The organism is Rhodophyticola sp. SM2404 (assembly GCF_053570515.1).
The window spans coordinates 26,104-52,278 of the sequence record NZ_JBSEDL010000006.1 but is presented as its reverse complement, the minus strand read 5'-3'; the positions used below and the strand labels follow the sequence as shown (position 1 = coordinate 52,278).

Here is a 26,175-nt window from a genome sequence, read left to right as displayed (position 1 = left end):
AGTTGCTAAGAAATTCCAAGTTGGAGGGCGTTTGCATGGTCGATAGTAAATATAGCGGGCAACTTGATGCCTTTGACCACAAAATCCTGAAAGAAATCACTGTAAACGGTCGCATAGCTGTAACCGAGCTTGCGAACCGTGTTGGCCTGTCAAAAAGCCCAACTCAGGTGCGTTTGCGGCGGCTGGAGGCGCAGGGCTATATTCTGGGCTATCGCGCGGTGCTTGATCCGAGCAAATTGAACCGCGACCATGTGGCTTTCGTCGAGGTGAAGCTGACCGATACCACGGAAAAAGCGCTTAACGCTTTCAATGAGCAGGTGCGCAAAGTGGTCGAGATCGAGCAATGCCATATGATTGCGGGGGCGTTTGATTACCAGCTCAAGGTGCGCACCAGCGATATGCGCAGCTATCGCCGTGTATTGGGGGAGGTGATTTCGGCCTTGCCCTATGTCGCCTCAACCTCGACCCATGTGTCGATGCAATCGGTCAAGGATGAGGCTTTCTAAGGCAGGCCTGATTTTTACAAATGCGAAAGATGTGCCGCGCAGCCTGTCAGGGCGGCATAGTCATCCGAGACGACAAAGACCCCAAATTGCTCCATGAAGCCTTCGAACCGCCCTTTGGCCTGTAGGCTTTGGGCAAAGCCGAAGCGTTCCAGATAAGGGGCAATCGCGCGCGACACGCCACCGATCAGATAGATGCCGCCAAAGGGCAGGTTGATCAGTGCTAGATCACCCACCACGGTGCCAAGGATTTTCACGAAAAGCCGCGCGGTGGCCTCGGCCTGCGCGTCGCCCGTTTCAAGGCTGGCCATGATATCGGCGGCCGAGACTTTGGAATCATGCAAAAAGCGGTGCAACCGCTCGATCCCGCGGCCTGACAGGATATCCTCGACCGAGGCAAAGCCGCGCTCGCTGCGCAAGGCCAGCGCGATGGCATCGCCATCATTGCCCGACCAAGGCAGGCTGATATGGCCCGATTCCGAGGGCGGCACGAAACGGCCTGCGGCAGTGTCAAAAACGGGGGCCGCATTAAAGCCCGTGCCAAGCCCGATCACCAGTTTGGCCGCATGCAGTGAGGCCTCGGGCTGCGGCAGGATCTGGGTGACATAGCGCGGCTCGAGATGCCCGATCGCATGACCTTGGGCCTGCAAATCATTCAAGACCGCCAGCTTTTTGGCCGTCAGCACATCTGCCAACATATCGCGATCAATCCGCCAGTCGAGATTGGTCATCTCGGCCACGCCGTCCCGCACAGGGCCCGCAATCGCCACGCAAGCGCCCGAGATTTGCGTGCTCGTCACACCGATATCGCCCAGATATTGCCGCAGGATATCATCCATGCCACTGGCTTGCGCGTTGCGGTAACGGCGGATGCTGTCTTGATCCACCACCCCGTCATTGGCCAAGGCCACGCGTGTATTTGTGCCGCCCGTATCGGCAACCAGTGAAAAGCCAGCACTCATTTTGAAGTCCTTCTTGGTCTGGAGGAGGAGCGCATTACCTGCGCCACCATCCTGCAAGCGCGTCATAGGATGCTTTCGGGGTGCGCTTCAAGCTGTCGAAATCCACATGGACCAGTCCAAAGCGTTTCTCATAGCCAAGCGACCATTCGTAATTATCCATCAAGGACCAACAGAAATAGCCCTCAAGCGGCACGCCTTGGGCAATCGCCTCGCGCGCCGCGTTCAAATGTGCCGTTAGGTAATCGATCCGCGCGTGATCTGGTTGTCCCGGCTCATCGGGGTTGGCCATGCCGTTTTCGGTGACATAAAGGGGCAGGGTGCCTGTATAGTCGCGCGCGGTGCGGATCAGGAAATCGCGCAGGCCGTCGGGGTAAATCTCCCAGCCCATTTGGGTCTTAGGCAGCGGGCCTTCTGTATCGCCGTAATTGGGCCAAGCGCCCTCCTGATGGGTGACTATTTTGCGGGTGTAATAATTCAGACCCAACCAATCGAGCGGTTCGCGGATGGTGGCGAAATCATCCTGCCAGCCCTGTGGCAGATGCGGCGCGAAGCCTTCCATCACCTCTTCGGGGTATTCGCCCTTGAACAATCCACCAAGGAAGAAGCGGTTATAGATCGCATCATTGCGGGCGGCGGCGGCGATGGTTTCAGGGCTGTTATCAGCGGGCTCGGACCATTCAAAATTGCACACAGCCCCGAGGTTTTTCATCCCCAAGCCGCGCATAACTTGCGTGGCGCGCCCATGGGCCAGAAGCACGTGATGCATGGCGCGCGCGGCCGCACGGATATCGCGCAGGCCCGGGGCATGGGCCCCCTCGAAATGGCTGAGCCATCCAACGCACCAAGGCTCGTTGATCGGCGCGGCAGACCAGATGCGATCGCCAAGCCGTGTCATCACCACTTCGGTGTAATCGGCAAACCAATCGCCGATATCACGGTTGCGCCACCCGCCCTGATCGGCCAGCGCCGAGGGCAATTCCCAATGATAAAGGGTGGCCGCTGGTTTGATCCCGCGCTCCAGCATGCCATCCACAAGCCTATCATAAAAATCAAGGCCTTGCGCGTTGACCTTACCACGGCCTTCGGGCATCACGCGCGCCCATGAGGTCGAGAACCGATAGACATCGGCCCCCAGATCGCGCACCAGATCGAGGTCCTCCTGCCAGCGATTGAGATGGTCACAAGCCAGATCACCATTCTCGGCGCGCACCACATTTCCAGGCGTGGCTGCGAAACTATCCCAATGGGTCGGGCCTGCGCCCCCATTGGCATGGCCTTCGATCTGATAGGCGGAGGTTGCGACCCCGAAGAGGAAATCTTCAGGGAAATCGGCGCGAGTAAGGCGCATGGAGGTCGTCCTTTCAGGGAGGGCTGTCACAGCGTTGGGGCAGGGCCCGTTGAGCGGCCCACGGTCAGTTCCGCTTCCCATAATTCATGGGTCGGGGGCTGGCCGGGGTTGTTGATCATCTCGATCAGGATTTCGGCACAGCGCGCGCCTGCCTGTCTGATCGAGGAGCGGGTCGCGGTGAAGGCGGGGCCTTCGCGGTCATTATTCATATAGGACAGCACGTCATCATGGGTGATGAGCGACACATCCTTGCCAAGGCGCAATCCCCGTTCGCCCGCCGCGCGGCGCACGCCAATGGCCGAGATCACCGAGGAGACAAGGAAGGCCGTGGGCGCGTCCGTTGCGCGGTCCAGCATCTCGGAGGCGGCATCATAGCCATAGCCTTCGGTCATCACATCGGCGCGCATCAGGCTTGGATCAGGGGTAAGGCCGCGGGCTTGCAGGGCTTCTTCATAGCCTTTCCGGCGGCGGGCGGCGAAATCCATCTGCTCAAGCCCGTTGATCAGCGCAATCCGTCGATGGCCGAGGTCTAACAAGAAATCCGTGGCCTTTTTGAAGGCACGGATATTGGCCACATCCAGCCAGCTATAGGCCTCATATTGGCCTGTGCGGCCATGCACCAGAAAGGGCAGGCCCAATTGATCAAGAAGCGGGATGCGCGGGTCCTCGATGCGGGGGCCTTGCACCATCACACCATCGACCGAGCCTTTGGCCGCCATCTGGCGATAGGCGCGCTCTACCTCGTGATCGGCCACAATCGAGAGCAGCAGGTCATATCCCTCGCGGGCATAGACCTCACCTGCGCCAGCCAGAAAATCAGCGAAAATCGGGTTCACCATTTCCGCCTCACCCGAGAGGTTGATCACATGTCCGATAGTCATGGCGCGACCCGTGGCCAATCGCTGTGCGCGCGAATTGGGCTGGTAATGCGCGGCTTTCGCTGCGGCATTGACCCGCGCGCGGGTTTTCTCGCCCACTTCAGGATAGCCGTTGAGCGCCCGACTCACGGTTGTCGGGGATAATCCGAGCGACTCAGCCAGTTCTTTGAGATTCATCGCCATTTTTGCCAAAGCGCTTTCAAATTTTCGACTGACACTAAGCTTGCGCCGTCGAGAATGTCAAAGAGTCTGGCAATAAAATAAATGCTGCAACTGCAAAATGAACCTTATTTATCAACGAATAATCATAAGATGGATTGACTCTGCTTGCCCTGTGAAGGACTGTGCCGTCAGTCCAAAGCGCTTTGGGAAAATTTTTAAGCGCGACAGACAGAACTCGCGCCTGACGGACAGGCGTTTCACTGGGAGGTTACTGATGAAAAAAACTCTTTATACTGGCGCAGCTGCTCTGGCACTGACGGCAGGCATGGCAATGGCGGATGGTCACGGGATGGTTTTCCCGATTGGCGAGGGCGATTTCAACTGGGACAGCTATGAAGCATTTGCCTCGGCAAATGATTTCTCGGGCGAGACCGTCACCATCGCGGGTCCTTGGCTTTCGCCTGAGGCGGACCGCTTTGACGCGCTCTTGGCCTATTTCGAAGCCGCCACAGGCGCGGAGGCCACTTACACGGGCTCCGACAGCTTCGAGCAGCAGATCGTGATCGACGCCGAAGCGGGCTCCGCGCCCAATATCGCCGTATTCCCCCAGCCTGGTTTGGCCGCGAATATGGCTGGCAATGGCCTTCTGACCCCATTGGGCGATGGCATGGCCTCTTGGGTCACCGAAAACTTCGCAGCGGGCCAGTCTTGGGTTGATCTTGGCACCTATGCCGATGACGCGGGCGCCGATCAGTTCTACGGCTTCTTCTTCAACGTGAATGTTAAGTCGCTGGTATGGTATTCGCCAGAGAACTTTGAGGATGCAGGCTATGACGTGCCTGCCTCCATGGAAGACCTGCTGGCCCTGTCCGAGCAGATCGTAGCAGATGGCGGCACACCTTGGTGTATCGGTCTGGGTTCGGGCGCGGCAACAGGCTGGCCTGCAACTGACTGGGTTGAAGACATCATGCTGCGCACGCAGACCCCTGATGTTTATGATGGTTGGGTGTCCAACGAGATCCCCTTCAACGACCCACGTGTTGTAAACGCCATTGAAACCTTCGGCACCTTCGCACGCAATGACGATTGGGTCATGGGCGGCGCGGGCGCGGTTGCGACAACCGATTTCCGTGACAGCCCTGCGGGCCTTTTTGCCTCGCCTCCCGGTTGCTACATGCACCGTCAGGCCTCCTTCATCCCTGCCTTCTTCCCAGATGGCACGGTTGTTGGTGAAGATGCCGATTTCTTCTACTTCCCGTCCTTCGATGGCGAAGACCTTGGCAACCCAGTTCTGGGTGGCGGCACATTGATGGCTGTGACCGATCCATCTGACGCAACCATGGCCTTCATGGAATTCCTGCAGACACCTGTCGCGCATGAAATCATGATGGCGCAGGGCGGCTTCCTTACCCCGCATTCGGGCGTAAACCTCGACACTTACGAGAACGCATCGCTGCGCGGTCAGGGCGAGATCCTCCTTGGCGCGACCACCTTCCGCTTCGACGCATCCGACCTGATGCCAGGCGCGATTGGTGCGGGCTCCTTCTGGACCGGCATGGTTGACTATGCTGGCGGCGCAGATGCCGAAGCGGTTGCAACCGCGATCCAGGACAGCTGGGACGCGCTCAACTAAGCAGCGCTGATGCTTTGGGACATGGCTGCCTGAGTGGCCATGTCCCTGCCTTTTCAGGCACATATTGGCACCGAGGGGAGGGCTGTCATGTCTCCGGCATTGCAAGGATTGCTGACCATTTTCGTCGGCGTAGGTGGCTGCATCGCCTATTTCTTCTTTTCCAACCAGTTTCTCGACAAGGTGCTGTTCCCGCCGCGCGGGCCGAATGCGGGGCGCAATATCAACCGCGCCAATGCCATTCGCCCTTGGCTGTTTCTCGCCCCTGCCTTGCTCGCCCTTGGTCTTTACCTTGCCTATCCCGTCTTCGAGACCCTGCGCCTGTCCCTAACGGATCGTGACGCGGGCGGAGCTTTCGTGGGGGGCGATAATTATGCGCAAATGTTCAATGACCCCAAATTCTGGGAAGCCGTGCGCAATAATGTCCTGTGGCTTTTGGTTGTGCCTGCCGCCGCGACGGCCTTCGGGTTGCTATCGGCACAGCTGACCGATCGTATCCGCTGGGGCAATATCGCGAAATCGCTGATTTTCATGCCCATGGCGATCTCCTTTGTGGGGGCGGCTGTGATCTTCAAGCTGATCTATGACGCGCGCCCCATCGATACCGCGCAGATCGGCATTCTCAATGCGGTCTATTTGCAATTGGGCGGAGAGGAGCCAATCACATGGCTGACCGTGCCCTTCTGGAACAATTTCTTCCTGATGATCGTGCTGATCTGGATTCAAACGGGGTTTGCGATGGTGATCCTATCGGCGGCCCTGCGCGGCATCCCCGAGGAAACCATCGAAGCGGCAATCGTGGATGGCGCCAACCCGTTCCAGATTTTCTTCAAGATCAAGGTGCCGCAAATCACGGGCACGATTGTGGTGGTCTGGACGACGATCACCATCGTGGTGCTTAAGGTATTCGATATCGTCTTTGCCATGACCAACGGGCAATGGGAAACACAGGTTCTGGCCAATTATATGTATGACAAGCTGTTCCGCGCCAATGATTGGGGTGTGGGATCGGCCAGTGCGATGATCATCATGCTGATGGTGACGCCGATCCTTGTGTGGAACGTCTATAATGCGCGCAAGGAGATGCGGTGATGGATAATATTGCCGGCACCAAATCCCGCCTGACATGGGCCGTGAACCTCTCGGTCTTAGCGCTTGTTTTGCTTTGGATTTTTCCCACTGTAGGTCTGCTCGTTTCCTCATTCCGGACCACGGATCAAATCCGCAGTTCGGGATGGTGGGCCGCCCTTTTCCCCGCCGAGTTGAACGAGACCTTCCGCACCGCCGACCCCGATGAGGAGCGCTTTGAGCGCGACGGCATCTTTGTGGTCGAGGGCAATCTCTATGTCGTCGATGGCAAGGCCGAAACGCCCGAGGATGTCGTGGCCGAGGTCAGCGTCTGGGGCACATCCTCGCGCGCAATTGACGCCTATACGCCAGGCGAGACCGCCGATCTCGGGGATGGCGAAACCATGAGTGTGCAATCCAATGGCGACTATGTCTGGACGGGCAATGACGAGCAGATTTCAGGGCGCGGACAACGCGTCTTTGTAACGGCCGAAAGCCCGCCTGATTTCACGTTGAACAATTACCGCTCGGTCCTGTTTGACCCCGGAAATCGCGAGGGCATGGCGCGGGCCTTTTTCAACACACTGACCGTGACCATTCCGGCCACGATCATCCCCATCCTTGTGGCAGCTTTTGCGGCCTATGCCTTGGCATGGATGGAGTTTCCGGGACGCGCGCTTTTGATCGCGGTGATTGTGGGCCTTCTGGTTGTGCCCTTGCAGCTTGCGCTGATCCCGCTTTTGAAATTCCACAACGAGATCGGGATCGGGAAAGGGTATTTGGGTGTCTGGCTTGCCCATACGGGCTTTGGCCTGCCTTTGGCGATCTATTTGTTACGTAACTATATGGTGGGGCTGCCCCGCGAGATCATCGAGAATGCCCGCGTCGATGGCGCGAGTGATTTCCAGATTTTCACACGGATCATCCTGCCGCTCAGCTTCCCAGCCTTGGCCAGTTTCGCAATCTTCCAATTCCTTTGGACATGGAATGATTTGCTGGTGGCTATGGTTTTCCTGATTGACAGCTCTGGCGAGACCACGGTCATGACGCGCCAGATTGTCGAGCTACTGGGCACACGGGGCGGGGATTGGGAAATCCTTGCGACATCGGCCTTTGTGTCGATCGCCGTGCCCCTCGCTGTCTTCTTCACAATGCAACGATATCTGGTGCGCGGCCTTTTGGCTGGCTCCGTAAAATAAGAGCGAATACCGAATGAACTTGATGCAGGATATGGCCCGCGAACAGATTGTAGCCCCCGACAAGGATTGGTGGCGCGGCGCGGTCATTTATCAGATTTACCCCCGCAGCTATCAGGACTCGAACCATGACGGGATCGGGGATCTGGCAGGGATTATCCATCGGCTGGACCATGTGGCCAGCCTCGGGGTGGATGCGATCTGGATTTCGCCCTTCTTCCGCTCGCCGATGCTTGATTTCGGCTATGACGTCTCGGATTACCGCGATGTCGATCCGATGTTCGGCAGCCTTGGCGATTTCGACGCGCTGATCCAGCGCGCCCATGATCTGGGCCTCAAGGTGCTGATCGATCTGGTGTTGTCGCATAGCTCGAACCAGCATGGCTGGTTTGTCGAGAGCCAGTCGAGCCGCGATAATGCCAAGGCCGATTGGTATGTCTGGGCCGATGCAAAACCCGATGGCAGCCCGCCCAATAACTGGCTGTCGATCTTCGGCGGCTCGGCTTGGGAATGGAATGCGGAACGTATGCAATACTACCTGCATAACTTCCTAAAAGAACAGCCTGACCTGAATTTCCATAATCAGGACGTCCGTCAGGAAATGCTGGATATCGCGAAATTCTGGCTTGATCGCGGGGTGGATGGGTTCCGCCTTGATACGATCAATTTCTACTTTCATGACAAGCAGTTGCGCGACAATCCTGCCCTTGAGCCCGAGCGCCGAAATTCCAGCATCGCGCCCGAGGTGAACCCCTATAACTGGCAAGACCACCTCTATGACAAGAACCAGCCCGAGAACCTTCAATTCCTGCGTGATCTGCGCGCCTTGATGGAACAATACCCCGCCACCACCGCCGTTGGCGAAGTGGGGGATGCGCAATATGGCCTTGATATCCAAGCCGAATATACCAGCGGCGGCGATAAAATGCATATGTGCTACAGCTTTGACTTCCTCTCGGCCACCGAGCCGACGCCTGAGCGGATCGGCGAGGTGATCACCACCTATGAAGACCGGATCGGGGATGGATGGGCCTGTTGGGCGTTCTCCAACCATGATGTCGTGCGCCACCCCTCGCGCTGGAATATGGGCGAGGAGGCCCGCCGCCTCTATGCGGGGTTGTTGATGTGTCTGCGCGGCTCGGTCTGTATCTATCAGGGCGAGGAGCTTGGCCTGACCGAGGCCTATGTTGCCTTTGATGATTTGCAGGACCCTTATGGCATCCGCTTCTGGCCGAAATTCAAGGGCCGTGATGGCTGCCGCACGCCGATGCCTTGGGTCTCGGATAATCAAAATGGCGGCTTCTCGGATAGCAAACCATGGCTGCCCGTCGCGGTGGAGCATCTGCAACGCGCGGTCGGCGCACAGGAGGGGGACAGCGCCTCGACGCTGGCTTTCTACCGCAACATGATCCGTTTCCGCCAAAGCTTCCCCGCCTTGGCCAAGGGCAGCTTCGAGTTTGTGAGCCATGAAGGTGGCATCGTCTCCTTCATCCGCGCGCATCAGGGGCAGAGGCTGTTCTGCGCCTTCAACCTGAGCAATATGGCGCTGCCCGTCACCCTTCCCGAAGGCGAGTGGCAGCAGGATAAAGGGGCGCCCTTCACCGCAATTGTGACGGATAAGGATGTGACCTTACCCCCCTATCAGGCCTATTTCGGCGTCATGGCTGACGGCTGACGGGCAGGGCAGGGGTATAGAGGAGAGGAAGACAATATGGCTGATCTGAAGCTGACGGATGTCGAGAAATCCTATGGCAATGTGCGGGTCTTGAGTGACATCAATCTCGACATTCAAACGGGCGAGCTGATCGTCTTTGTCGGCCCCTCGGGCTGTGGCAAATCCACCCTTTTGCGGATGATTGCGGGGCTGGAAAAGATAACGGGCGGCGAGTTGGAGATCGATGGCACCATTGTCAATGATGTGCCCCCATCCGAGCGCGGCATTGCCATGGTCTTCCAATCCTATGCGCTCTATCCGCATATGACGGTCTATGACAATATGGCCTTCGCGCTGAAGATCGCGGGTTTCAATAAGGCCGAGATCGACGAAAAAGTGCGTGCAGCGGCCGATAAACTGCAATTGACCAATTTCCTTGATCGCCTGCCCAAAGCGCTGTCAGGCGGGCAGCGACAGCGGGTGGCCATTGGCCGTTCCATTGTGCGCGACCCCAAGGTCTATCTCTTTGACGAGCCGCTTTCGAACCTTGATGCCGCCTTGCGCGTGGCCACTCGGATCGAGATCGCGCAGCTCAAGGAACAAATGCCCGAGACGACCATGGTCTATGTGACCCATGATCAGGTGGAGGCGATGACATTGGCCAGCCGCATCGTGGTTCTGGCAGGCGGCGGCATTGCGCAGGTCGGCGCGCCGCTGGAGCTGTATGAACGCCCCAATTCCACCTTCGTGGCGCAATTCATCGGCTCGCCTGCGATGAACCTGATGGCGGGCGAGATCACGGGCACGGGTAAAGTGACCAAGCTCAAGCTCGATCAGGGGGGCGGCACGATCACCTCGAATTACCCGTCCAAGCCCGAGGATAAAGGCGCGCGCGTGCAAATCGGCATCCGCCCTGAGGATATGCACGCCACCGAGGAAAAGGACTTCGCCTTCAAGGGGAATGTGAAGATCACCGAGGCCTTGGGTGAGGTCACGCTTTTGTATTTCGAGCAAGCCGAGGGGCAGGAGACCCCCGTGATCGGCAAGCTGGCAGGCATCCATGCAGGTCTGCGCGGCAATGAGGTGAAACTCTCGGCCACGCCCGACAAGGTGCATGTGTTCAAGGACGGGATTTCCCTGCTCTTCCGCGACGAGAAGGTCTTTTTACCAGGCGTCCAGCCGCATTGAGACGGGCTGGCCTGAGCGCAGATGAGAGATGAAAACGGGCCCCGCTTTGCGGGGTTTGTTTTTGTTTGGGGGGGGCAGGGGCGGCCCTTAACCGACATCTACCTCGTTGCCTAGGTGCCGCAGTTGCAACCTACATTCCGGGCTTTCTTTTCGTCTATCAGGTGCAAGGGCTTGCACCCTGCGCCGACAGCCTCAAAGTGGCTGCAATCATTGGTTGAAAAAATTTGAGGCTCCAAATGGCTCGAAGCATAACGGACGAAGAAATTGGCTTAATCAAAGCCTTGTTGGCGCGCGGTGAACGGAACGTGGACATTCAATTCTATTTCAATCGCCAAGACCGCCCAGTTAACTCGGGTAGAATCAGCCAAATCCGAAACGGGACCTACGGTCCCCAAATTCCATCAGCAACGGATCAAGAGCTTGATGCATTTCTGAACGACTTCAAAGCTGGCGCAGTCGGAGTTGCCATCAACGAACAAGACGCGAAACCACCCACAATCGCTGAAACTGCCGTTGCGCTATTTGAACAACATGCTGACGGAAGTTGGAGGCTTCGTGACGGTGAAACGACCCAGCAGGAGTGTAAAGAAACGTTCAACCCAAAGAAAATGACGCCCATCATCAAGGCAATTGCCGCTTTGGCAAATAACAAAGGGGGCTATGTCTTCATCGGCGTTGAAGATACGGACTGTAAAGTTGTAGGTTTGGCGGACGACACTTTTCAAAACACTGACATCGTGCAGATAAGCCAAAAAGTGAAGACCTTTCTAACCCCGACACCGGACTTCATCAAGCTCACGGTTGAAATTGACGGTTTGAATGTTGGAGTAATTTATGTCGAAAAATATGCCGTACCCCCAATAATCGTCAGTCGAGACGGTGACGGACTCGAAGGCGGCACAATCCTATTTCGCTCACCAGGTCAATCAGCGAAAATCGGCGCCGGTGATCTACTCGTATTGCTGCGTGAACGTGACCAAGCTAGTCAGTCAAAACTACTACGAACGGCACAGCGTGTCGCAGACATAGGACTTCAAAATTCACTGATAGTCGATACCCGAGAAGGCACCATAGAGGCCGACGATACAAAAGTGATGATTGATCGAAACCTAGCAGATCAGTTGGAGTTCATCCGCGAAGGTGAGTTTGAGGAAGTCGAAGGAGCGCCTGCTTTACGCCTAATAGGAGATGTCAGAGCAATCGAACCCGACGGACAGATTAGAGAACGGATCGAAAATCGCGTTCTTACTGCGGATACGGTTCTGCAAGCATTCCTTGCACAAGAAAATGTACGTTCACCAATAGAATTTGTTCGCGAGTCAGCTCTGGTACAACGCCAGTGGCTTCCCATGTTCTATTTTATCGACGAAGCTAAAGTTCCGGTCGACGATGCAATTGAGGCGCTGTCACAGACAGACGCAGTATACGCCAACTCAAAAGCGAAGGCACTTAAGCGACTTCGCGGCGAACTTAGTGCATTCAAACAAGCGTCCGGCCAAGCAGAACCTATTTTGCTTGAAATCCAACAAGGAAATTTCGACCAACTCGAAGACACACACGAAGACCCTGCTATTGCTCGGGCGATTGCAGGTCTCCCCGCCAATTTCGAACACATGCAAGATGTCTTGGATTTACTCCAGAGGATGTTTGTGAGAGCAGAAAACTCTAGCTTAAAGGGTGCAATCTTCAAAGCCGCCGCAAGAATTGACAAGATTTTCTTCTTGCCAACTCTGCAGGATTAGAAGCCGCGTTCAATCAAGCATGAGCTCAAAGGCTTAACAAATAACAGATGGACTGTAACAACCGACGAAAGTCCGGTTTGACCATTTCCAATTTCATCTTTGCATTCGCAGCGAATGTCTGCTTCCCGCCCCCCCCAACCTCACCCCGCATCCACCGCTTCCCTCGGCATGCGGAACATCAGAAGGCCTCCGATCAGCATCAGCAGGGATATGCCGAAAAACAGGGGCACGGGCGTGCCGTTGAACATCTGGCCGATCACGGCGCCTGCCAGCGCGCCTCCGATGGTCGAGATCGCGCCCATCACGGATGAGGCCATCCCTGCGATATGGCCCAAAGGCTCCAGCGCCAAGGCGTTCAGATTGCCGATGGTAAAGCCCGCCGTGGCAAAAAGCGTCACATTCCAGAACACATAGACCCCGAACTCCGCCCCGCCGAGCGCGCCGCTTAGGAAGGCCAGTGCAAGGGTCAGGCTCAACCCCGCTTGGGCCAGCATCGTCACGCGGATCAGTGGGCGCATGCCTGTATGGATCACCATCTTGCCATTGATCGGCCCTGTGGGTGCCGAAAGGAGGGCGATCAGGCTGAACCAGAGCGGGAAGCTCTCGCGCAGGCCATAGGTATAGTCGAAAATCTGGTGGATCGAGGAGAGCGAGCCGAATAACCCGCCGAAAATACAGGTTTGCGCGATGATCGAGAATTGCATCTGGCGATGTGCCAAAGTCTCGCGCAGGCCTGCCCAAAGCGGGGCGATTTGCAGCGGGCGGCGATCCTCGGGGGCCAATGTTTCGGGTTGGCGCAGCGAGAGCCAACCGACCGAGATCACCGAGAAGGCAAGGAAGGCCAGAAAGATCGCGCGCCAGCCAAAGCCCATGATGATCCATGCGCCAAGCAGCGGCGCAATCGCGGGCACGATGGTAAAGACCAGCATCGCATAGGAGACGATCTGCGCCATCGCGCGGCCCACAAAGAGGTCTCGCGCCATGGCCAGCGAGACCACCCTCGGCCCCGCAGCCCCCAGCCCTTGCAGCACGCGGGCCAGCAAAATCCATTCAAGGCTTTGCGCGAAATAGGCCATCAGCGCGCCCGCCATATAAAGCCCTGCGCCGATCACGATCACCGTCTTTCGTCCCAAAGCATCCGAGAGGGGGCCTGCCAACATGGTGCCAATCCCCATGCCAAGCAGAAAGCTGGTTATGATCAGCTGCGCGCGGTTGGGATCATCGGGGGTGAGGCTGTCCACGATATCGGGCAGGGCGGGCAGCATCGCGTCGATCGAAAAGGCGATGGTGGCAAACATCAGCCCCATCATGCAGACAAATTCGAATTTCGAGGTGGTGCGGGTCTGTGGCTGAGCGGCGCTCATGCTTGGGACCCGAGTTGTTGGGTGATATCCGTGATCACCTCTTCCCAAAAGGACGCGGGCTGCGCGCCTGTCACCACATGCTGGTTGTCGATGATAAAGCAGGGCACACCCGTGACGCCACGCGCGCGGGCATGGCGGTCGCGCTCGGCGATTTCCTTGAGATCGGCCTCGCCCTGCAACAGGGTCTGGGTCATGGCGCCGTCCAGCCCGACCGAGCGGGCCAAATCCTGCAAGACCTCTGCATCACCAATATCGCGCCCTTCGATGAAATAGGCTTTGAACAGCGCCACAACCATCGGCGTCTGGCGTTCTTCCAAGCCCGCCCAATGGATCAGACGATGCGCATTGATCGTGCTGGGGGTGCGGGTGATGGCGTCAAGCTTCAGCGCTAGCCCCGCGGCCTCGGCATGCTCCAGCACGGGGGCATAGGCCGTCACCGCGCCGTCGCGCCCTCCGAATTTGGTCTCGAGATAATCATGCCGATCCATGCCCTCGGGCGGCATATCGGGATTGAGCTGATAGGGATGCCATTCAATCGCAAAGGGATGGTCCGGCTTTTTCTCCATCGCGCGGGCCAGATTGCTCCAGCCGATATAGCACCACGGGCAGATCGGATCGGAGAGGATATCAAGCTTGATCATCAGTATTCTTTCAAACGGGATTACGACAGCATTCCGACCGCGTTTGGGTCGTGGATATGCTGGCGGAGGCGCTTGGCCCTTGCTGGCTTTCTTTGCAGTCCTAACGCGTTGGCGCGGGCCTGTATAGGCCGCAGAGCCTGTGCCGCAGTTGCCAGATTGCGCCCCTCACGCTACATCGCCCGCTATGAGCAAAGCCAATGAACCGTCCTTAATCCGTCTGGCCCGTGAAAACGGCGAGAGCGCCACGCCCCAGCCCATTGATCTGGGCGCAAGGGTGCGCCAATTGCGCAAGGACAGGAACTGGACCTTGGAGCAGGCGGCCAATCATGCCGGGCTTGCGCGCTCGACCCTGTCCAAGATCGAGAACGGGCAGATGTCGCCCACCTATGATGCGCTGAAAAAGCTGGCTGTGGGGCTGGATATTTCGGTGCCGCAATTGTTCACGCCCTCCGAGACGCCGCAAGGGGCGGGGCGGATGTCGGTCACGATATCGGGCGCGGGTGAGGCGCATCTGACCACCACCTATGAGCATGAATTGCTGGCCGCGAGTTTGCGGCGCAAGAAGATGATGCCCTATCGTGCGCGCATTCGGGCGCGGAAATTCGAGGAATTCGATGGCTGGGTGCGCCATGAGGGCGAGGAATTTCTCTATGTGCTGACAGGGGCGGTGCGGCTCTTCACGGAATTTTATGAGCCCGTGGATATGCGGCGCGGCGATAGCGCTTATTATGATGCCGCGATGGGGCATAATGTGGTGTCGATCTCTGATGATGATGCGACGATCCTTTGGGTCACCACATTGGAATGAGGGGGGCAGGGGCGCTGCCCCTCGGTGGCTGTGCCACCTCACCCCGAAGTATTTTTCAAAGCAAAGATGGGGATCAGTCGCGGGCGGCTGAAAAGACGAGGCGCGCGAGCAATAGTGCCGCCCCCGCGCCGAGCAGCTGCATCACGATGAAAAGCGGCATATTGGCGGCTTGGATGCCTGCAAATGTATCGGTCAGGCTGCGTGCGATGGTGACGGCGGGATTGGCGAAGCTGGTGGATGAGGTGAACCAATAAGCCCCTGTGATATAGGCCGCGACGAGGGCCGGGATACACTCGGGCGCGTGTTTCAGCCCGCCAAGGATCAGCAGGACAAGGCCGAAAGTTGCGATCCCCTCGGAAAGCCATTGGCTCGGGCCTGAGCGGATTTTATGTGAGAATTGCACGATGTCCTGCTCGAACATGGCATGGGCCATCCAGACCCCTAGAATGGCGGCAAGGATTTGCACGGCGACATAGGCGAGGGCTGCGCGGGTTGTGATCTCGGTTTTGAGCCAGAAGATGAAGGTGACGGCAGGGTTGAAATGCGCGCCTGAGACAGGCCCGAAGATCGTGATGATGACATAGAGGATGCAGCCCGTGGCGATTGCATTGGCCAGAAGCGCCACGCCGATATTATCGGGCGAGAGCGTCTCGGCCATGATGCCCGAGCCCACAACGCTGATCAGCAGAAACGCCGTTCCAATGGCCTCGGCCAGCAATTTACGAAGCATTGAGATCCGCCTTGGCACTAGATGGAGGGGTGTCTTTTGGGGCGCACAGCTCGGGGCGGCCCTGACAGCAATCGGCCAGCAGGAAATCCACAAAGCCCGAGACGCCTGTTTGGGACAGGGAATAGAAGATCGAGGTGCCATCGCGGCGGGCCTGCAAGAGCCCTGCATCGCTGAGCGCGGAGAGATGCGCCGAGAGGGTGCTGCCCTTGATGCCTGTAGCATCGGTGATCTCGGCCACGCGAAGCGCCTCGGGGAAGACCGAGACCAGCGTGCGAAAAACGCTCAGGCGGCCATCATGGGCGAGGGCCGAGAATATCCGAATGGCGAAGGCATGATCCATATTTCTTAAATGCGTGAAAAAGGGAATTATTGCAATCGCTTTGGCGCGGCTTCAGCTGAACATCTCGCGCAGATCAACGCTGCCTGTCTTGCCGATCTGATCGAAATGGGCCTCCAGAAAGGCGTCGCAGGCGGCATAGCCTGCATTGCGAAGTTGGAACAGGACATGGGGGTTCGCGATGGTTTTGGTCGCCACCGAAAGCTGCGCCATCAAGGCGTCATCCGATACCATATGCACGAGGACGCTTTTCATACTGTCTTGCTCCAGCTTGCCCGTTTGCAAAAGGCGCTGGACAAAATCGATCGCGCGCAATTCCCGCAAGAGCGATGAATTGAAACTGATCTCATTGATCCTGTTCTGGATTTCACGCGCACTGGTTGGCACCTCTTCGCGGTAAAGCGGGTTGATATTCACCACCACGACATCGGCGGGCAGATGCGGCTGGTAAAGGGGGAAGAGGGCAGGGTTGCCCGTATAGCCGCCATCCCAATAGGCCTCCAGCTTGCCGCTTGTCTCATCCTTGATTTCAACGGCGCGAAACAGGGTTGGCAGGCAGGCCGAGGCAAGGATGGCATCTGCTGATATGGCATTGCCTTTGAAAATCTTGATCTTGCCTGATCTGACATTGGTGGCGCAGATATGCAGCTCGGGCCCTGTTTCGGCGCAGACTTTGTCATAGGCGAATTTCTCGACGATCCGTCTGAGCGGATTGCCGTAAAGGGGCCCCGTGGAATAGGGGCTGAAGCTGCGCGTCAGGCTATCGGCCATCGCAAAGGGCAGCGAGTTTTCCATGAAGCGCGACACGGCCGCAGGCGCGATGGCATCCAGCCAAGGAGAAAGCCGTTCATCCGTGATGGCCCCCACCTGCGTCCAGAGCCATTCGAGGTTTTCGCGCGCAAGGCTGCGCGAGCCTTGGACCAGACCCGCCTTGAGGGCCGCGCCGTTCAGCGCCCCCGCCGAGGTGCCCGAGATGGCGGCGATCTCGATCAGATCCTCCTGAAGCAGGCGGTCCAGCGCCCCCCAAGTAAAGGCGCCATGTGCGCCGCCACCCTGTAGGGCCAGATTGATGCGTTTGGGCTGTGCCATCCGGTTAAAGGGCCGTCCAGCCGCCATCGACGCTGATCGTGGTCCCTGTGATCTGGTCTGCGGCGGGCGAGCAGAGGAAGGCCACCGTGCCGCCAAGCTGGTCGGTTGTGGCGAATTCCTTGGAGGGTTGGCGTTCCAGCATGATTTCGCGAATGACGGTATCGCGGTCCATATTGTGCTTTTCCATCGTATCGGGGATTTGCGCTTCGACCAGCGGGGTCAGCACATAGCCCGGGCAAATGGCATTGCAGGTGATAGGCTCTTGTGCGGTTTCCAAAGCGACGGTTTTGCTCAGGCCAACAATGCCATGTTTGGCCGCCACATAGGCGGATTTATAAGGCGAGGCCGTCAGACCATGGGCGGAGGCGATATTGACCACACGGCCCCAGCCTGCGCTGCGCATCAAGGGCAGGGCGGCGGCGGTGGTATGAAAGGCCGAGCTGAGATTGATCGCGATGATCGCATCCCATTTCTCAGTGGGGAATTCCTCGATCGCGGCGACATGCTGGATACCTGCATTATTGATCAGGATATCGCAGACCCCCGCCTGTTCGATCAGCATGCGGCAGTCATCGCCTTTGGACATATCGGCCTTGATATAGCGCGCCTGCACGCCGTGTTCTTTGGCGATCTCTTCGGCCAAAGCATGATCTTCATCGCGGTCTGTGAAGCTGTTCAGAACAACATCCGCGCCAGCTTGTGCGAGGAATTGCGCCACACCCAGCCCGATTCCCGAATTTGATCCCGTGATAACGGCTGTCTTGCCAGATAGGTCGGTTGTGATCGCCATGGGGGCCTCCTGTTCATTTCGCCATGGCTGCAAAGGTAATGCTGCACGTGCAAAATAAATAGGGGGAAGCGGGATAAAGGATAGCGCCACGCCAAAAAAAACGCCAGCACGAAGCTGGCGTTAAGTTATTGAGGCAGGTTTCATACAGGCAAGAAACCTATCGAGCAGTGACATCTTTATAAGCGTTCTCCCGCTCAGAGTCCAACCGAAAAGTTTGTATTGCTCAGGCGGGCGCGTTACCCTTGCCAGATAAGCAAACAAAGGCGACAGGGGATTGTTCAGAAAATGGGATTGAATTGTTTCAAGGGCTTGAGAGGCGCAATTGCGCTCTCGGCGATTCTCTCAAGCGTGGCATTTGCCGAGCCACAGCATGGCATCTCTATGTATGGGGAGCCTGCTCTTCCACCAGATTTTGCGCATCTCCCCTATGCCAACCCCGATGCGCCCACGGGCGGACGGATCGTGACAGGCGAGGTCGGAGGCTTCGACAACGTCAACCCACATATCCGCGAAGGCTCCACGCCGTGGCAGTTGCGCTTCCTTGTTCACGAGTCCCTTTTGGGCCGCTCCTATGACGAACCTTTCGCGCTTTACGGCGTTTTGGCCGAATCGGTGGAGGTCGATCCCGAATCGATGTGGGTGGAATTCCACCTCAATCCTGCCGCCGAGTTTTCGGATGGAACCCCCGTGACGGTCGAGGATGTGATCTGGTCCTATGAGACCCTCGGCACGATCGGCCATCCCCGTTATCTCAATGCTTGGACACGCGTTGCCTCGATGGAGGCCACGGGCGAGCGCTCGGTCAGGATCACCTTTACCGAGCCTGATCGCGAATTGGCCCTGATCATGGGGCTGCGTCCGATCCTGAAGGCGGCGCAATGGGAAGGTTTGGATTTCACCCAAAGCGGGCTGGACCAGATCCCGATTTCCAGCGCGCCCTATGTGATTGATGATTTCGAGGCGGGCCGCTTTGTCTCGCTGCGCCGCAATCCTGATTATTGGGGCGCGGATATTCCCTTCCGCCGTGGCACCAATGTGATCGATGAAATCCGGATGGAGTTTTTCGCCGATGGTAATGCGATGTTCGAGGGGTTCACCTCGGGGCTGGTGACCACAATGCGCGAAACCAATGCCGCCAATTGGGAAGAGAATTACGATTTCCCCCGCATGCAAAGCGGTGAGGTCGTGCGCTCCATCATCCCGCATGAACGCCCCTCGGGCATGACAGGGCTGGTGATGAACACACGCAATCCGCAATTTGATGACTGGCGCGTGCGCGAGGCGCTGATCCAAGCCTTCAATTTCGACTATATCAACCTCACGCTGAACGGCGGGACCGAGCCTCAGATCACCTCCTATTTCTCCAATTCCGTTCTGGGGATGGAGGAGGGGCCAGCGGCAGGCCGTGTGGCCGAGTTCCTCGCGCCGTTTGAGGCTGATCTGCTGCCCGGCGCGATGGAGGGCTATGCCCTGCCAAGCGGTGAGGAAGCGCCTGCCAATCGCGCAGGCATTCGCAGCGCGATGCAGCTTTTTGAGGAGGCGGGCTATTCCGTGCAGGATGGTGTCATGACAGGCCCTGACGGCGCGCCGTTCACCTTCGAGATTTTGCTGCAACAAGGCTCGACCGAGAACCAGTCGGTGGTCAATATCTATGTCGAGGCGCTGGAGCGTCTGGGGATCACCCCCACAATCGCCACCATCGACAGCGCGCAATATCGCGAACGCACCGATGCCTTTGATTTCGACATGACCTATTTCCGCCGTGGTGTGTCGCTCTCGCCTGGTAATGAGCAGCGGCTCTATTGGGGCTGCGAGATGGCCGAAACCCTTGGCTCACGCAATCTCATGGGGGCCTGCCACCCCGCGATTGAGGCGATGATCGACCGTATGCTCACCGCGGAAAGTCAGGATGATTACGTGGCGGCTGTGCGCGCCATGGACCGCGTGCTGATGTCCGAGCGCTATGTGATCCCGTTCTGGTATAGCCAGATCAGCCGTCTCGCCCATAACGCCGAGCTGCGCTTCCCCGAGACCCTGCCGATCTATGGCGATTGGATCGGCTTTCAGCCAGATGTCTGGTGGGTGGAGCCTGAGTAAAGGGGGGCTTTCGGAGAGGGCCTGTAAGCTGAGCAACCCTCACTGCGCTTGGCGTGGTGAGGGGAATGGGGGGTTTGAGGCTAGTTCTACCGTATCGGCCATCGACAACGCGTAAATCTAGTTTTCGGGGGTAAATCCTGTGGTGCTTGCCTTTTTTGCCAAACTCATGAGAGTGGATAGCTCGCTGCCAGAAGCGAAAAACTTCGTTGGCATATGAACATTGAAATCACTGCTCCGAGCATAAATCTGCTTGGTTGAATATCTGGCAACGTGGGTATTTGCATTAGCAACCTGAAATGCATCATAGTTCATTACAGATGGCAAATTTTCGAAGGTCCCGAGTAGGAGTAAATCACTGGACAAAGGAAAGGTTATGAGAGTCTCCTTTAACCCATGGCCAGGCCCGTAAGAACCTCTGTCCTTCTGATCTCTCCATGACAACACTGCCGGATCGTCATTGGTAATAAAAATATGACCGTCTGGAGGCGAAACAAAGCACCAGTTCCGGTTCCCAAGCTGTGTAAGTACTGTTTCAACCATCTGCATTTCGAGCCCGATCAAATGGGTCTGATCAATCGGAATTTCGTAGTTTTTATCTTCATGAAACTTCTTTGCTTGCTCGTACGTGGCCTTCGCATTGACAGCCTCACCAGCTTCTTGCATCTGTCTCTGCTGGCTCTCCCAAATCTCTCTGGTCGAAACGGAAAGGCTTGCGATACCTTCCGCAATGTTCTTGTGGAAATTCTCCATCTTGACACGCATTCGCGGATTACGCACCGAGAGTTGAGCGGCCAAAATCATGGTCCAATCGAAGTGAGCAGATGTCCGAAAACGCCTCTCAGCAACAACTTCAGAGAGGAAAGGTGCAAGTTCACCTTCTATTTCAGCGAGGCCATCTTCCAAATAGTTTGGATCAACGCCATCGATCTCTACGCGGTTGAAATGCCTCTTACTTGCCACGTTTCGGACTGATGTCTTGAAAGACTTGCCTGTGGAGGAGTCAAAGGTGAAGACACGAGCTTGGCGGTCAATTCCATCGGCAAAATTCCGCAAATAGAGTTGGGGAACGTAGTGATGATTAGTTTTCTCCGCCACGGCCTGCCCCTGTTTTGGTAAGCTTATGGGATCTAATATATGTTCCGACAAGGATCTCCAATGTAGGCTTTGTTCCGCATAGCGGACCCTCACACTCCCATTTCACCGCGCCTCTGTCTCGTCCGACATGGCTCTCACATGGCAAGACGGACTACCCCACAAGCTTGCCGAGCCCCACACCCCCTCAGCCTCTATTGTGGAAAATAAACCCAATGAAATTCAGCAATAGCTGCGCGGCCAGAATTTGGGTGCTTTCCGTCGGATCATAGGCGGGTGCCACCTCAACCAGATCAATGCCCGCCACGCGCCCGCGTTTGCTCAACCCCTGCAAAATCTCCAGCACATCGTAATAGGCAAAGCCGCCATGGCTTGGCGTTCCCGTTCCGGGCGCGATGGAGGGGCAGAACGCGTCGATATCAATCGTCACGTAATAGCGCGCACCCTCGGGGATGCGCGCCAGAACGCCCTCAACCCCCAGCTTGCGCACCTGCCGCACTGACAAGATATCCGAGCCGCGCGCGCGGGCATCCTCATAGCCCTCCTTGGCCGTCGAGGAGACATTGCGAATGCCAAGCTGCGTCATCCCTGAGACGTAATCCCGCTCGATCGCGCGGCGCATCGGGTTGCCATGGCCTTGGGTCACGCCATGGCGTTCATCGACGAAATCCAGATGCGCATCAATCTGGACCACATGGATCGGGCCATTGGCGGCGCAATCGTCTTCAAAGCCTGCGATACAGGGAATATTGATCGAATGATCGCCGCCGATCACAAGGGGCAGGGCGCCTGCCTGCAAAATCTTGCGCACCCCGTATTCAATATTGGCGTGGCTCTCTTCGGTTTTGGTATGGATGATATCGGCATCGCCCAAATCCACGATCCGCACATCCGCGCCCAGATAGGTCGCGTCACCCTCATGGTCATAAGCGCCCGCATGGCCAAAGCTGAACAGGGTCGAGGCCTCGCGCACAGCCCGCGGGCCAAACCGCGCGCCGGGCCGCCATTGGGTCCCGAAATCAAACGGCGCACCAAGCACCGCAACATCGGCCTCAATCGCGTCCCAATCCGCGACATAGGGCTTTTTGCCAAAGGTAGAAATGCCCACAAAAGGCAGGTTCAAACGGCCCGATGCATATCCATGTTCCGCCATCTCACACTCCCGATTGAGGGTTAGGTTTTAGCTTTTTCCGTGGTCTTGGGTGGTTTGCTGGGGTCTTCCCCATTGGGGTAGACAAGCCCCGCCGAGATGATCAGCTTGGCCGCATCCTCAACGCTCATATCCAGAACAATCACGTCCTTTTTCGGCACAAAAAGCAAAAAGCCCGAGGTCGGATTGGGCGTGGTCGGCAGGAAGATCGACACGATCTCCTCTTCCCCGTGGCGCTCGGCGATCTCGCCCTTGGCCGTGGTCGAGATAAAGGCAATCGCCCAAACCCCTTTGCGCGGATATTCGACCAGACAGGCCTTGTCGAAATTCTGCTCGCCCTGCGCCAGAACCGTCTCCACGATCTGTTTCAAACCGGAATAGAGCGAGCGGATCACGGGGATCGACAAAACCACCCCTTCGGCCCATCTGATCAGAGAACGCCCGATCAGGCCCTTTGCGATCCAGCCGATGATAATGGTGAAAATCAGGAAGGTCGCCACACCGATCCCGCGGATATCAACCTCAAGCCCCGTATATTCGCGGATCAGGATGACGGGGTTATAAGCGGTGGGGATAAGTGGCAGGACCCATGAATCGATCCAGCCAAACAGCGACCAGATCAACCAGATCGTCACGCCAATAGGCGCAATCACGACCAGACCTGTGAAGAAATTGGCCCTCAATCCAGCAACTAAACCGCGGCGCGGAGGTTTGGGAAGTTCTGGAATTTGCATGGACCGGTCCGAGCCTAATCAATTAACATTTGCCAAACATCTATGCCCTGCGATCTGAGCAGACAAGTGCGATCATCTACTATTGCTGCAAGGCAATCGCGATATCGGCGGCAAGGGCGGCATTGTTTTTGACCAAGGCAATGTTGGAGCTCAGGCTGCGCCCCTCTGTCAGCTCGAAAAGCCGTTTGAGAAGGAAAGGCGTGACGGCTTTGCCCGCGATCCCCGCCGTATCGGCCTCTGCTTGCGCTTGTGAGATGAATGTCGCGAGGTAATCCTCTGATAATTCGTCTTCTTCAGGGATCGGATTGGCCACCAATTGCCCGCCTGGAAGCCCAAGCTGGTGCCGCATGCGATGCGCCTTTGCGATCTCGGCGGCGCTGTCCATTCGCAATGGGGCTGTCAATCCGCTTTCGCGCGACCAGAAGGCGGGGAATTGATCCTGCCCCAGTGCAATCACAGGCACACCAAGCGTTTCCAGCACTTCCAGCGTTTTCGGGATGTCCAGAATGGCCTTGGCCCCTGCCGCGACAACTGTCACAGGCGTGGCCGCCAATTCCTGCAAATCGGCCGAGATATCAAAACTCGTCTCCGCCCCTTTGTGAACGCCGCCAATCCCGCCCGTGGCAAAGACCTCAATGCCCGCGCGCGCCGCGCAAATCATGGTGGCCGCTACGGTCGTGGCCCCAACAGCTTTTGAGGCCAGCGCCACCGCCAGATCGGCCCGTGACAACTTCATCACCGATTGCGCGCGGCCCAATTCCTCAAGGCGCGCATCATCCAAGCCCACATGGATCTGGCCCTCCATAATCGCAATCGTTGCAGGCACGGCGCCCGCTTTGCGGATCACCTCTTCCACCTCGCGCGCGGTCTCAACATTCTGCGGATAGGGCATGCCATGGGTGATGATGGTGCTCTCAAGCGCCACAATCGGCTGGCCCGCCGTTTTTGCAGCCGCCACTTCGGCCCCGTAGGTGATCAGATCGTCCATATTCATCCTGCTACATAATCTGCGGCGGCAGCCAGTGCCCGCGCAAGCGCTTCGCCTCGATCCAGCCCCGCGGCCTCGGCTGCAATATGGACGGCCATAAAAGTATCGCCCGCCCCCGTTATCCGTTTCGCCACAACCTGCGGCGGACTGCGCGAGACATAGGTATCAGCATCGGCATCCACCGCCATCTCCGCGCCATGAGTGACCAGAACCCGCCGTGCGCCCGCCTTGATCAACGCCTGCGCCCCCTCAACCGCCGTTTTGACAGGTGATCCGGTGATAAGCCCCGCTTCTTCGCAATTCACATATAGCGTGGCCCGCTCATGCGAGAGCAAAGCGCGCAACCGCTCGGCCTTACCGGGCGAGGCGGGGGCAAGGCGCAAATCAGCCGCCATGAACAACTCGCTCTGCGCAATCGCGGCCAGAAGCTCGGTGGTCAAATTCCCGTCCAGCGCAATCAAGCCGTCCCATGGCGCGCGCTCATCGCCAAGCCTGCCATCGGCCAGCGGGGCCAGAATATCCGCGCCCGCAGCCTCCAGCGAATGCGCATCCGCCAAGGCCGCCGTCAAATGCCCCTGCGCCTCAATCGCCATATATTGATCCGTGGGCAAATCGGGATTTAGCGTCATGTAATCCACCAAGAGCCCCATTTCACGGCAGCGCTGGAGCAATTCCGCCCCCTCACGATCCTCACCCACAACCGAGATCAGGGCAGGGCGCATCCCGAATTGCGCCAAGGTCATCGCAATATTAAGCGCCACACCGCCGGGTAACCGCGTGATCCGCCCGGGCTTGTCATTGCCAAGCTCCATACCCAGATCGGTCCGCCCGATAATATCCCACAGCACCGAGCCGATGCATAAAATGTCAGGTTTGATATCCATATAAATGCTCTAGCGCCACGCCCGCCAAGGGTCCAGAGAGGGGTCCATCTTTGCTTCTCAAATACTTTCCAAAACCAGCCATCCTGACCCGCCTTCAGGGGCAGGGGCGCAGCCGCTGCAAAGGCACCGCACCAAGCCCCGCAAAATAAGGGTTGCACTGCCCAGATATATCCCCTAAACGGCGCGCACTTCACAGGCGGAGGCGGGCCCTCGGGGGAGACATCCCTGATCAGGTCCACCGGTTGGGTCCATGCATGCAGCATGTTTCCCTATCCTCCGCTCAGGCGCAAACCGGAAAAGGAATGGAACATGGCGCTTCCCGATTTCTCGATGCGTCAGCTTTTGGAAGCTGGCGTTCACTTTGGTCACCAGAAACACCGCTGGAACCCCCGTATGGCCCCGTATATCTACGGCGAGCGTAACGGCATCCACATCATGGACCTCACGCAAACCGTTGATTTGCTTGATCAAGCTCTTCAGGTTGTTCGTGACACCGTGGCCAAGGGCGGCCGCATCCTCTTTGTTGGCACCAAGCGTCAGGCACAGCGCCCGATCGCCGATGCCGCTGAGCGTTGCGCACAATATTACATGAACCACCGTTGGCTGGGTGGCACGCTGACCAATTGGCAGACCGTGTCGAACTCGATCAACCGCCTCAAGCAGATTGATGAGGCCATGGAAAATGGCGTTGAAGGTCTGACCAAGAAAGAACGCCTCGGCATGGAGCGTGACCAGATCAAGCTGGAAGCATCGCTTGGTGGTATCCGCGAAATGGGCGGCGTTCCTGATCTTCTCTTCGTCATCGACGTCAACAAAGAAGACCTCGCCATTCTTGAGGCCAAAAAGCTCGGCATTCCTGTGGTTGCGGTTGTTGATACCAACTGCTCGCCTGCTGGCGTTGATTACATCATTCCCGGCAATGATGACGCGGCCCGTGCGATCTCGCTTTATTGCGATCTCGTTGCGCGTGCAGCGCTTGACGGCATGTCCACCCAGCTTGAATCGGCTGGTGTTGATATCGGTGCATTGGAAGATGCAGCGGTTGAAGAGGCTGTTGTTGAAGAAGCCCCCGCCGAAGAAGCCCCCGCTGAGGCAGCAGCTGAAAGCTGATCGGCAGGCTTTGTCACGTATTTGACATTT

Annotated in this window: 24 protein-coding genes; 10 read left to right on the top strand and 14 right to left on the bottom strand. The window is 57.5% G+C overall.

The genetic code is table 11. From position 1 onward, the window contains the following. Positions 1–35 precede the first annotated feature (35 nt). The gene (locus tag ACTYEO_RS10520) at positions 36–506 is read left to right on the top strand and encodes an Lrp/AsnC ligand binding domain-containing protein (RefSeq protein ID WP_449323701.1); all 471 of its coding nucleotides are present in this window, start codon (positions 36–38) and stop codon (positions 504–506) included. Between the two features lie 14 nt (positions 507–520). On the opposite strand, the gene ACTYEO_RS10515 is transcribed toward ACTYEO_RS10520, so the two are convergent. From ACTYEO_RS10515 to ACTYEO_RS10505, 3 genes are read right to left on the bottom strand one after another with little or no spacing between them, the layout of a single operon-like run. Then, positions 521–1,465 (bottom strand): glucokinase, encoded by a 945-nt coding sequence (locus ACTYEO_RS10515; protein ID WP_449323700.1) that lies wholly within the window; start codon positions 1,463–1,465, stop codon positions 521–523. A gap of 34 nt (positions 1,466–1,499) precedes the next feature. After that, a complete protein-coding gene (locus tag ACTYEO_RS10510) occupies positions 1,500–2,813 on the bottom strand; it encodes a GH1 family beta-glucosidase (protein WP_449323699.1) in 1,314 nt (437 codons plus the stop codon). 26 nt (positions 2,814–2,839) lie between these two features. After that, entirely contained in the window at positions 2,840–3,868 is a 1,029-nt protein-coding gene (locus tag ACTYEO_RS10505; protein WP_449323832.1) for a substrate-binding domain-containing protein, read from the bottom strand. 259 nt (positions 3,869–4,127) lie between these two features. On the opposite strand from ACTYEO_RS10505, the gene ACTYEO_RS10500 reads away from it, so the two are divergent. From ACTYEO_RS10500 to ACTYEO_RS10475, 6 genes are all read left to right on the top strand, one after another. Next, positions 4,128–5,486 carry an ABC transporter substrate-binding protein gene (locus ACTYEO_RS10500; RefSeq protein WP_449323698.1) on the top strand — a complete coding sequence of 453 codons (1,359 nt, stop codon included), beginning with the start codon at positions 4,128–4,130 and terminating at the stop codon, positions 5,484–5,486. Positions 5,487–5,573: 87 nt separating this feature from the next. Beyond that, positions 5,574–6,575, top strand: coding sequence for a carbohydrate ABC transporter permease (locus tag ACTYEO_RS10495; RefSeq protein ID WP_449323697.1), 1,002 nt, complete (start codon positions 5,574–5,576; stop codon positions 6,573–6,575). Continuing rightward, a complete protein-coding gene (locus ACTYEO_RS10490; protein WP_449323696.1) occupies positions 6,575–7,750 on the top strand; it encodes a carbohydrate ABC transporter permease in 1,176 nt (391 codons plus the stop codon). Before ACTYEO_RS10495 ends, ACTYEO_RS10490 begins: the two co-directional genes overlap by 1 nt. Before the next feature lie 13 nt (positions 7,751–7,763). Further along, positions 7,764–9,422, top strand: coding sequence for an alpha-glucosidase family protein (locus ACTYEO_RS10485; protein WP_449323695.1), 1,659 nt, complete (start codon positions 7,764–7,766; stop codon positions 9,420–9,422). A gap of 36 nt (positions 9,423–9,458) precedes the next feature. Continuing rightward, entirely contained in the window at positions 9,459–10,589 is a 1,131-nt protein-coding gene (locus ACTYEO_RS10480) for an ABC transporter ATP-binding protein (protein WP_449323694.1), read from the top strand. 236 nt (positions 10,590–10,825) lie between these two features. After that, entirely contained in the window at positions 10,826–12,331 is a 1,506-nt protein-coding gene (locus tag ACTYEO_RS10475) for an AlbA family DNA-binding domain-containing protein (RefSeq protein WP_449323693.1), read from the top strand. 140 nt (positions 12,332–12,471) lie between these two features. Here ACTYEO_RS10475 and ACTYEO_RS10470 read toward each other — a convergent pair whose 3' ends face one another. Both ACTYEO_RS10470 and ACTYEO_RS10465 read right to left on the bottom strand, forming a co-directional pair. Further along, entirely contained in the window at positions 12,472–13,695 is a 1,224-nt protein-coding gene (locus tag ACTYEO_RS10470) for a multidrug effflux MFS transporter (RefSeq protein WP_449323692.1), read from the bottom strand. Then, a complete protein-coding gene (locus ACTYEO_RS10465; RefSeq protein WP_449323691.1) occupies positions 13,692–14,336 on the bottom strand; it encodes a DsbA family oxidoreductase in 645 nt (214 codons plus the stop codon). Before ACTYEO_RS10465 ends, ACTYEO_RS10470 begins: the two co-directional genes overlap by 4 nt. A 184-nt stretch (positions 14,337–14,520) precedes the next feature. Here ACTYEO_RS10465 and ACTYEO_RS10460 point away from each other — a divergent pair, with 184 nt between their 5' ends. Next, positions 14,521–15,144 carry a helix-turn-helix domain-containing protein gene (locus ACTYEO_RS10460; RefSeq protein WP_449323690.1) on the top strand — a complete coding sequence of 208 codons (624 nt, stop codon included), beginning with the start codon at positions 14,521–14,523 and terminating at the stop codon, positions 15,142–15,144. Between the two features lie 73 nt (positions 15,145–15,217). Here the strand turns inward: ACTYEO_RS10460 and ACTYEO_RS10455 are convergent, their stop codons facing one another. The 4 genes from ACTYEO_RS10455 to ACTYEO_RS10440 are packed head-to-tail and all read right to left on the bottom strand — an operon-like array spanning position 15,218 to position 18,090. Then, positions 15,218–15,874 (bottom strand): aquaporin, encoded by a 657-nt coding sequence (locus tag ACTYEO_RS10455; protein ID WP_449323689.1) that lies wholly within the window; start codon positions 15,872–15,874, stop codon positions 15,218–15,220. Then, entirely contained in the window at positions 15,864–16,214 is a 351-nt protein-coding gene (locus ACTYEO_RS10450) for an ArsR/SmtB family transcription factor (RefSeq protein WP_449323688.1), read from the bottom strand. Before ACTYEO_RS10450 ends, ACTYEO_RS10455 begins: the two co-directional genes overlap by 11 nt. Before the next feature lie 51 nt (positions 16,215–16,265). Beyond that, the gene (locus ACTYEO_RS10445; protein WP_449323687.1) at positions 16,266–17,300 is read right to left on the bottom strand and encodes a patatin-like phospholipase family protein; all 1,035 of its coding nucleotides are present in this window, start codon (positions 17,298–17,300) and stop codon (positions 16,266–16,268) included. Positions 17,301–17,304: 4 nt separating this feature from the next. Continuing rightward, complete coding sequence (locus ACTYEO_RS10440; protein ID WP_449323686.1) at positions 17,305–18,090, bottom strand: 3-hydroxybutyrate dehydrogenase; 786 nt, start codon at positions 18,088–18,090, stop codon at positions 17,305–17,307. Positions 18,091–18,375: 285 nt separating this feature from the next. Here ACTYEO_RS10440 and ACTYEO_RS10435 point away from each other — a divergent pair, with 285 nt between their 5' ends. After that, positions 18,376–20,187 (top strand): extracellular solute-binding protein, encoded by a 1,812-nt coding sequence (locus ACTYEO_RS10435; protein WP_449323685.1) that lies wholly within the window; start codon positions 18,376–18,378, stop codon positions 20,185–20,187. 117 nt (positions 20,188–20,304) lie between these two features. On the opposite strand, the gene ACTYEO_RS10430 is transcribed toward ACTYEO_RS10435, so the two are convergent. The 5 genes from ACTYEO_RS10430 to ACTYEO_RS10410 form a co-directional block, all read right to left on the bottom strand. Further along, the gene (locus ACTYEO_RS10430) at positions 20,305–21,282 is read right to left on the bottom strand and encodes a DUF4238 domain-containing protein (protein WP_449323684.1); all 978 of its coding nucleotides are present in this window, start codon (positions 21,280–21,282) and stop codon (positions 20,305–20,307) included. A gap of 184 nt (positions 21,283–21,466) precedes the next feature. Beyond that, entirely contained in the window at positions 21,467–22,432 is a 966-nt protein-coding gene (speB, locus tag ACTYEO_RS10425; RefSeq protein WP_449323683.1) for an agmatinase, read from the bottom strand. A gap of 20 nt (positions 22,433–22,452) precedes the next feature. Beyond that, on the bottom strand, positions 22,453–23,163 hold the full coding sequence (locus ACTYEO_RS10420; RefSeq protein ID WP_449323682.1) for a DUF502 domain-containing protein: 711 nt from the start codon (positions 23,161–23,163) through the stop codon (positions 22,453–22,455). Positions 23,164–23,242: 79 nt separating this feature from the next. Then, complete coding sequence (locus tag ACTYEO_RS10415) at positions 23,243–24,151, bottom strand: pseudouridine-5'-phosphate glycosidase (protein ID WP_449323681.1); 909 nt, start codon at positions 24,149–24,151, stop codon at positions 23,243–23,245. 2 nt (positions 24,152–24,153) lie between these two features. Continuing rightward, positions 24,154–25,035, bottom strand: coding sequence for a PfkB family carbohydrate kinase (locus ACTYEO_RS10410; RefSeq protein WP_449323680.1), 882 nt, complete (start codon positions 25,033–25,035; stop codon positions 24,154–24,156). Positions 25,036–25,344: 309 nt separating this feature from the next. Here ACTYEO_RS10410 and rpsB point away from each other — a divergent pair, with 309 nt between their 5' ends. Continuing rightward, positions 25,345–26,145 (top strand): 30S ribosomal protein S2, encoded by an 801-nt coding sequence (gene rpsB, locus ACTYEO_RS10405; protein WP_449323679.1) that lies wholly within the window; start codon positions 25,345–25,347, stop codon positions 26,143–26,145. The last annotated feature ends 30 nt before the right edge of the window (positions 26,146–26,175 follow it).